7 protein-coding genes and 2 pseudogenes are annotated in these 7,820 nt (G+C 59.8%); 4 read left to right on the top strand and 5 right to left on the bottom strand.

The window, feature by feature from the left end; all coding sequences use genetic code 11:
- A pseudogene (locus AC1VNY_RS41805) lies at positions 1 to 200 on the top strand (hypothetical protein); the annotation flags it as partial.
- A 458-nt stretch (positions 201 to 658) separates the two neighbouring features.
- Here AC1VNY_RS41805 and AC1VNY_RS41800 read toward each other — a convergent pair.
- Positions 659 to 898, bottom strand: a complete 240-nt coding sequence (locus AC1VNY_RS41800) for a hypothetical protein (protein WP_482409563.1) — start codon at positions 896 to 898, stop codon at positions 659 to 661.
- Between the two features lie 1,176 nt (positions 899 to 2,074).
- Between AC1VNY_RS41800 and AC1VNY_RS41795 the strand changes: the two genes are divergently transcribed.
- From AC1VNY_RS41795 to AC1VNY_RS41785, 3 genes are all read left to right on the top strand, one after another.
- Entirely contained in the window at positions 2,075 to 2,731 is a 657-nt protein-coding gene (locus tag AC1VNY_RS41795; protein WP_482409564.1) for a GDSL-type esterase/lipase family protein, read from the top strand.
- Positions 2,732 to 2,812: 81 nt separating this feature from the next.
- Entirely contained in the window at positions 2,813 to 3,439 is a 627-nt protein-coding gene (locus AC1VNY_RS41790; protein WP_482409562.1) for an acyltransferase family protein, read from the top strand.
- Between the two features lie 787 nt (positions 3,440 to 4,226).
- Positions 4,227 to 4,403, top strand: coding sequence for a ubiquitination-like system serine protease family protein (locus AC1VNY_RS41785; protein ID WP_482409561.1), 177 nt, complete (start codon positions 4,227 to 4,229; stop codon positions 4,401 to 4,403).
- 14 nt (positions 4,404 to 4,417) lie between these two features.
- Here AC1VNY_RS41785 and AC1VNY_RS41780 read toward each other — a convergent pair whose 3' ends face one another.
- The 4 genes and pseudogenes from AC1VNY_RS41780 to AC1VNY_RS41765 all read right to left on the bottom strand — a co-directional run.
- On the bottom strand, positions 4,418 to 4,627 hold the full coding sequence (locus tag AC1VNY_RS41780) for a helix-turn-helix domain-containing protein (RefSeq protein ID WP_453965576.1): 210 nt from the start codon (positions 4,625 to 4,627) through the stop codon (positions 4,418 to 4,420).
- A 139-nt stretch (positions 4,628 to 4,766) separates the two neighbouring features.
- Entirely contained in the window at positions 4,767 to 4,922 is a 156-nt protein-coding gene (locus tag AC1VNY_RS41775) for a hypothetical protein (protein WP_453964735.1), read from the bottom strand.
- 1,080 nt (positions 4,923 to 6,002) lie between these two features.
- Positions 6,003 to 6,314, bottom strand: coding sequence for a DUF736 domain-containing protein (locus AC1VNY_RS41770; protein WP_482409560.1), 312 nt, complete (start codon positions 6,312 to 6,314; stop codon positions 6,003 to 6,005).
- 720 nt (positions 6,315 to 7,034) lie between these two features.
- A pseudogene (locus tag AC1VNY_RS41765) lies at positions 7,035 to 7,820 on the bottom strand (chromosome partitioning protein ParB); the annotation flags it as partial.

Raw genomic sequence — 7,820 nt, 5'->3', positions numbered from 1 at the left:
CGCCAGTTCACGGGTCCCGCCCCTGGGTTCGGCCGCGGAATTATTCATGGCGGCCAGGCGGCGCCATCGCAGCTGGTGCAGCGCTCGGTTTCCTCGCCGCGGGCGCGGCGGCGTTCGCGGGCGCACCTCCCGCACCCGGTCTGTGCTGGTATTATACCGACTGGTCGCGAACCCGGGGGTTCTGGGACCGCTGCCCGTAGCCAAGTCACGACCTTGGGCGCGGTCTGACCCGCGCCCTTTTCGTCCCGGCCACATCGCGCGCCTCATGGGTGAGTGTATCTGATAGACAGTGCACTTTTGCGGCCGCACTCGTGGTCGCCCTGCTACCGGTCGAGGGACCACAGTCGGCGTTCGATGTCAGGACGAAATGCTGGCAGCGGTCGACGATTGGCGGCGCAAGCAACCCGATCTACCGACTAGAGCAACAGCCATCCGCCGGCTCGCCGAGGTTGCGCTTGGGAAGAAGGCTAAGTGACGCGCTCGCACCGGTCACGTTTATTCGGCGGCGGAACATCAACGGAAGATCCGAGGGGGCTGAGAGCCTTGGCGACGACGTTGCCGGACGACACCACCAAGGCTCACCACACAACGGATAGCCCCTTGAATGGCGCGCACCAGCATGCGGGCCATTTCGGCCAAACTTGGGCAGCCCGTCCTGTCAGCCGCTGGTACCCATCCTTGGCGGTTCGTCGGCCGACCGAATGTTCGAACCGCGCTTGCCGCAAACCGTGCAGACGAACCGCGGCTCGACATCGGAAATGCGCACCTCGTCAGGCCAACGCGACGCGTCCATCTGGACGTTGTGCGAGCACCTGTAGTCCTTGCAGAAGACGATGATCCGCGTTGCGCCGGTTTCGCGCATTTCGCCGAACGTGATCTTGGCGGGATAATCCTTCATGCGCAGGATTACAGCGCTCGCTGGCGCGGCCTTCAATCCCACGAGAGCTAGCGCTTCAATGTCAGCTTCAACCCAGAAGTCGGTCAAGCCCAGAGCCTACCCCTTCTTAGGTAAGAAACCTTTACGTACCGCCGCAGTTTTCAACTCGTCAGGATTTTGCACTTTACATCCTGGGGCTAGAGCCAACGCTGCCCGTGTGTATTTTAAGCGGGCGGCGTTGTGCCCTGGTCATGCAATCACCTTACTGCGCCCGCTTGCCTCACCTCTTCATTGGAACATTCCAGGTCTTACTCATTTGTTCGAAATCCAGAACGAGATCACTGAATGTGACGGACGAACTAGAATATCTAGCGCATCGATTGGTGATTATCGAGCAACCCGGCGGCGGATTCCTGGTCGAAATCACGCCGATGGCCGGCGGCCAAACCATCAGAACGATGACCTATCAGAGGACTCAGGAAGCGATCGCTGCAGCGAAGAGGACCATCGACAAGCATCCCGATGTCAGGCGACCTACCAATCCGGCCCGGTCTTAAAGCGGCCGACCGCCCCTACTCCGACCCAAGAAAAAGCCGCCCGCAGGCGTTTCGCCCTCGTGGTACTCGAGCCAGTCCTGATCTTTGGCGAAGGGATTGTCGCAATCGGTTGGATCGATCCATGCGGGCCTCAAAGAAACGGCCCCAGCACCTCTGGGGGCCTAGAGGCTGGTGCTGGGGCCAGTCGTCCTATGATGAATCGGGACGTGACCCGAGGCTTTAAAGCTAACACGGCGGTGAGAAGTTGCCACTTCTTCCCGACACTATCGACGTGTCCTAGTTTATCGCAGCGGGTGTCGTAACCAGGACAGCACCCAATCGCCCGTACAATTACGGGAGGCCGGTCCTACCGCGACGATTCGCAGATCCCGCCCCTATCTTCCGGGCATGCCGATAACCCGAAAGCCGCTTGAAATCCTGCCCGAGGTGGCCCGTCAGTTCGCCGCCAAGATGCAGGCGTTCTACGCCGAATATAATCTGCTCAAGCGAGACGAGATCGCCGCGGACACTCGGCATTTGCTCATCCAGCATATGCCCAAAGGTACTAAGCTGCGGCTTGCGGATGTCCTCGAGTTGTTCGAGCTGACGCAAGGACCGAGCCAACATGCATCCTTACCGGATCAAGGGAGAAGCTTGCGTGATGAGTCCAATCGGCATGGTCGATCGTCTAAGGGGAGAAACGGCCGGCGACTGGCCAAATCTCGGTCGATACCGAGATAGCAACGCCGCGATAACCGCGCCATTGCGCGCAGTGTTCATCGGGGATTCTCTCACCGAGGCATGGCCTCACGTCGATCCTGAATTGTTCTCGAACGGGATCGTCGGGCGCGGCATCGCCGGGCAGACTACGCCTCAGATACTGCTGCGTTTCATGGCAGACGTCGTCGCCGTCAGACCAAGGGTTGTTCACATTCTGTGCGGCTGCAATGACATCGCCGGCAATACCGGCCCGACGACCTTCCGCGATTATCAGAACAACGTGTTGGCGATGCTGACACTTGCCGATGCGCATGGCCTGCGTGTGATCCTTGGCAATTACGCCGATTACGACCAGTTCGCATGGGTGCCAGAAATCGACCCCAAACCCTGGATCCGGCGTATGAATGCCTGGATCGAGGAAACAGCAAGAATGCGGGGGTATGCCTTCGCTAACTATCGAGCTGCATTTGGAGAGATCGATGACGCCAGAAAGGCGGCGATCATGCCTGATGGTGTCCATCCCAATGCCGCGGGTTATGCCATGATGCGGCCCGTCGTGCTTCGCGCACTTGACCAAGCCCTTAAACGGGCTGGCTAGCGGCGCCTCGCAGATCTTGAATCCGGACGAGCAGAGCTACTATGATGTTCTGTTATTGAGCAAACAATTTTCAATGACGAAATGAAGCATAGCTCTGGGCTAGATGCGATCAGGGGTGTTGCAATCGGGCTGGTGCTGATCAGGCACCTTTTTGTCGAAATATACCCCGATAGTCTGTTGGCTAAGCTGCTCGTCTTAAGCGCATGTGGCGTGGACCTCTTTTTCGTGCTGTCCGGCTTCCTGATTGGAGGAATCCTGATGGACAATCGAGACAAGCAAAACTACTTCGAGATCTTCTACGCGCGGCGCGCTCTGCGCATCCTCCCACTGTACGCCCTTCTGGTCATTCCGATCTGCAACTTGGTCGGCGAGCCACTAGTTCCCTTTCTCACGTTCACACAAAACTTTCTTTGGGCGGATGGACGAGTCGGCAATCCTCTTACCGTCATCACATGGTCGCTAGCGGTTGAAGAGCAGTTTTACCTGGTCCTGCCAGCGATCGTTCGGTTTTGGCCAACTGGCCGACTGCTCCATTTGATTGTTGCACTAATCTGCGCCGCGCCGATCGCCAGGATCGGTACTCAATCATGCCTATGGCGACACTGCGCCGGCATACTTTCTCCTGCCCGCACGAATGGACGGGTTGTTTCTAGGAGTTTTGGCGGCATGTTTGGTCCGCAAGCGCGGGAGCAATCGCTGGCTGTATGAACATCGTCGGGAGTTGTATGCCGGGGCGTTGCTTCTGGCCCTGCCTGTGACTCTAATGACGTGGCTGATTTCGTGGCAGCAGGTCGATGGGCGAAGCCCCTTGATGCAATATTTGGGTTACAGTGCCCCGCCGCTTCTATTCTTTGTCGTGCTCTTGCTCGTCGTGACAGGCGAACAAGGTGTCCCCCGTGTTTTGTCTCCTCTTTGTTGGCTAGGCCTTGGTGCGTACTCGCTCTACCTAACCCACCGGATATGTCTCTTTCTCGCTATTGGCGTCGTCGGCCAATACATATCAGCAATTGCGTTGGCTCTTTCCGTCCTAGTATCGTTCGTCCTCTGGCGATTGGTCGAGAAGCCATTTATGACGTTTGGACGTGAACGCTTTAGATATAGGCACAGAGATAGCGATCTCGCCTCTATTCGACCCGCGTAGCTCCGTCGGATTCTGATGCGATGACGAGCCTGCATGCATCCTCTGCGACGACACCGGCTGGGTCTGTGAGAACCTCCCGGACCAGCCATGGACTGGCATTCACGCATGCAGGTGCGGCGGCGCTGGCGCGCCCTGCCCCGCGTGCCAGCAAGCCTGACAACCGCGCAGCGCCTCCCGAAATGCCGCCAGGCTTCCGGCCTGATCGGCCTTAGGCCGCGCATGCGCACAGGCGGTCGCCGGTGCAGCCCTTGCAAATCGCTTCTTCGCGTAGCTGATCAGCGGCGCCTCGATCCGCCAGCCTATCTCCGCCACGATGCAAGCGATTGACGATGACGCGGCTGCGGGCATCGGGCGATGCCGCTGGTTGCTGACAGCCACCGGGTGATTGCTGAGAACGGCACGCCCACCGTCCGGCCTTCGATTTCCGTCTGCGGCGCGCCTTGCAAATCGCACTACATCATCGCGGGCGGAACCGTCGAGTGGCTGCCCGCGTTCTCGGCGGCGCAAGCGCCGCCACGCAAACAGGTGTAACCTTGAGCCTGCAATTACCGTTCTTGGAACAATACAACCGGATCTATCCCCAAGGCAGCCGAAATCTGTTCGAGGGCATCGACGGTCGGAGCATTCTCTTCGCGCTCAATCATTCCGATGTAGTTGCGATTCAAGCCAGCACGATCAGCCAACTCCTCTTGGGATAGGCCTCCCTCTTGCCTCAAGTATCGAAGATTCTTGGCTACCAACCGCCGCAACTTCATGCGGCATGACGGCATCAATCTCCACTTGATCTCCACCTAGTATACTAGGTATTCTGGAAGCAAGCTTGGGACGCTTTCGATGATCAGCACACCAGCCTTGCCGATTGCAGCGTTCGTAGATCGTCTTTCCCTCGGTCAGTCAACGTTTGGGAATCAGGTCATACGCGCTGGTTATCGGCGAGGAGAACGAGACGTAGTCAGCATTGATCTGCCGATCCAGCTTCTTGAGAAAGAGCTCGCCGCTCACCTGGAGGTGGTCATCAGGATCACGCCGTCTGGCCAGATAGCATCCCATCTCGTTGATTCATCGGGATCGCTACTGTCGGAGCCACAATCGACGACCTCAATCGAACAGTTAATTGCAAAAACTGTGTGCGCAGAGAACATTAGGTTGGAGGAAACTACGGCAAACGAGTTGCGTGAGCTCTTGACCTCGCTAGAGGCAGCGATTGATCAAGTCCAAGCTGCACTAGCTGCCGTTTCCGTGCCGAGCCTTCGGACGACCAGCGCTTCCTAGGGAGCGCGCGACCGATTGGCTCGATAGCACAGGCTGCAATTCGAGAAGCTCGAACGCACCTTTCGTTACCTGCAAATCTACCGCTGATGTTACACCTCCGTGCGCAGGTTCGAGACCCCATGCACATCCGCGGCCAATCTGACCGTCTACCAAGTTCGATCCGCACGAGCCGTGGCGACGTCCTCTACGGCCTGCCGAACGCACCGAAGATAGTGTGGATCCGATCGAACCCGAACTTCGAATTCGTCCTCGTCGAGGTCACGCATGATGCGGGCTCCCGCCTGAGAAGATCGCAGATAAATTGAGCCAATGAACATTGCCAGGTCGGAGACGCTATCGGCGAATGATCACATTGCCTTAGCCACCGATTGGCAGCATCGCGCCCAGCGCTATCTCTAACTCTTGGATGTGCAGACAACCACTTAGCCCCCCTTCGGCGACAGTGCTTTTATCTTGCCCTACACCCTACCCTGCTCTGTCCTCATGCCTGATTGGACCGGCTTTGCTCAAATCGCCAAGTCGACCCATCGCGTGTTCGATCGAAGCAGCCCGAAACAGCTCCCTTTCGCTCGACAAACGGACGCAATCCGAGCTCTGAGAGCACGCGCGGAGACGTCATTCCCCCTTGCGAAACTGGCGCAATATCACGCCCGTCGATCGAAATTCGAAGCTCGATCCGACGCGAAATCCCGTTCGCTGAGCCCAAAACGCCGCCCCGGAATCCATCGAATCGATCGTATTTTTGCCCGCGATGAAGCCCGTTTCCAAACGCAAAATGCCTTCCGCTTCCTCCAAAAGCGGCGCAAGAAACGCAAAAAGCCCCGCCTCCGAGGAGGCGGGGCCGATGATTTCCCGCGATCAGTCGCCGCTGCGGCGCGACCAGATCAGGCTGAAACCGTCCTCGCCTTCGACCTTCACCAGCGAGGCGTAGATCGGGGCCGGGAAGCTCGGATCGTCGAGCTTGACCAAGAGATATTCGCGCCCGCTGTCGCGGGCGGTCTTCTTCCAGGCGGCACCGAATTCGGTGCTACCCGCAAAGATGCGGTAGTCGGGAGCCTTGTCGTTGTCCTTCTCGGATGCGACGAGCTTGGCCTTGATGTTGAGCGTCAGCGTCTTGATCGAGCCGGTGAAGCCGGTGTCGGAAGCGGTGAACGTGCCGATGGTCGCCATGGTGATCTCCGTCTGTTTTTGCTCGGGCCGCGCTCATCGCAGCCTCGATGGCGATCTTTGGCCCGGGGAGCGATCGGCCCGCAGCCTTAAGGCCCGCAGCGCCAGCGGAGGACGGCGATAAGCCTGCTTTTTTGTCTTATCGCGAGGAATGCCGCCGCTGGCGGCAGGGGAAAAAAGCAGGCGCAGTCGTTGCGGGAAGGCGATCGAGGCCCTCGCCGTCCCCCGGGCTTGATCAGCCCAATCGTGACTGCGTGTGACGCGCGCCCATGACGGTACTGACGGAGATTTTCGTGGCGACCGACCTCCGCGCAGCATCAGAAGACGGCTGGATCGGTGGAAGACAAACCGCTGTCCGCGCATCAATCGCAGGGAGGACGCAGCCGGATCAACGCAAGCGAACCCAACCTCATTTGCGCGCAAGGAACCGATCGTACCGCCAGAATTGTCCGCCCGAATGCGCGCTCGATGCGCGCCGTCAAGATACGATCCGAGCTTCCCGGCACCGATCTACGCCTCGCTGGTTAAGGTCGAAGGAGGCGCGATACAACCACCGTGGCTGCGGCAATCGGCGGAGATCGGGACGGGTCGTGCCCTCGATCGGAAGAAGGGTTTGCGTGGAGAGCCGCCGCTTTGCATCGATCGAATCGGCCGCGCACCGTCAGGTGCGCGGCCGAGATCTTCAAGCCACCGGGGCCGCCCGCGCGGCCCCGTCGCTGGTTTTTACTCAGCAGCTTCCGCTTGGGGTTCGCTGCCCTGCGCCTCGCTTTGCGCGTCAGTTTGCCCCTGCGGGACGGCCGTCCGCAGCAGCGACGGCAGCCAACCGGTCGCCGCCAACAGCTGCTCGGCGGCTTGCGCCATGTCGGCCTTCTTCATGTCCGACATGCGCTCGGCCGCCTCCTCGCCGACGCCTTCGCGGACCGCCGCCAGAATGCCCGCCTTGGTGACACGGCCGAGATAACTCCGCACCGTTGGGCGCCAGTAGGCGGTCATGTCGAGGGCCACGGCCTCGGCCAAACGGCGGGCCGCCGCCAGCGCCCGCGGCCTCCGGTCAAAGGGCAATTTGACCGCATTGACCGTCAGGGAGACGCAATGCGCGAACAACGCCATACGGCTGTCGTGGTCGAGCTCGGTCACGAAATCCCACAGTGCAGCGACGTCCTTGGGCATCTGCCGTCCCCAATTGGCATGGCGATCCGACCACGCCTTGCCGACCGGCGTGTCCTCGATCCCGTCCGCGTGCGCGGCCAGATCGGTCTTCACCGGCTGGATGCCGACCACATGCGCGGCCGCGCCGAGATAGAAGATTTGGGCGACGAGCGCATGGGTGACCGCCACGATGGCAACATCAGGCTGCTCACTCAGATTGAGTCGAAGCCCCAAGGTGCGGTGTGCGGTGAGGTCGCGAACGAGAGCGTCGGATAGCTTCTGGTCCTCATCTTCTTCGTCGGCCGCGCCCTCGTCGTCCTCGCCATCTGGCGCGGCTTCCTCGCCGTCCCGGTCCCCCTC

The organism is Bradyrhizobium ferriligni, from assembly GCF_056837965.1.
This window is presented reverse-complemented; position numbering and strand designations above follow the sequence as displayed.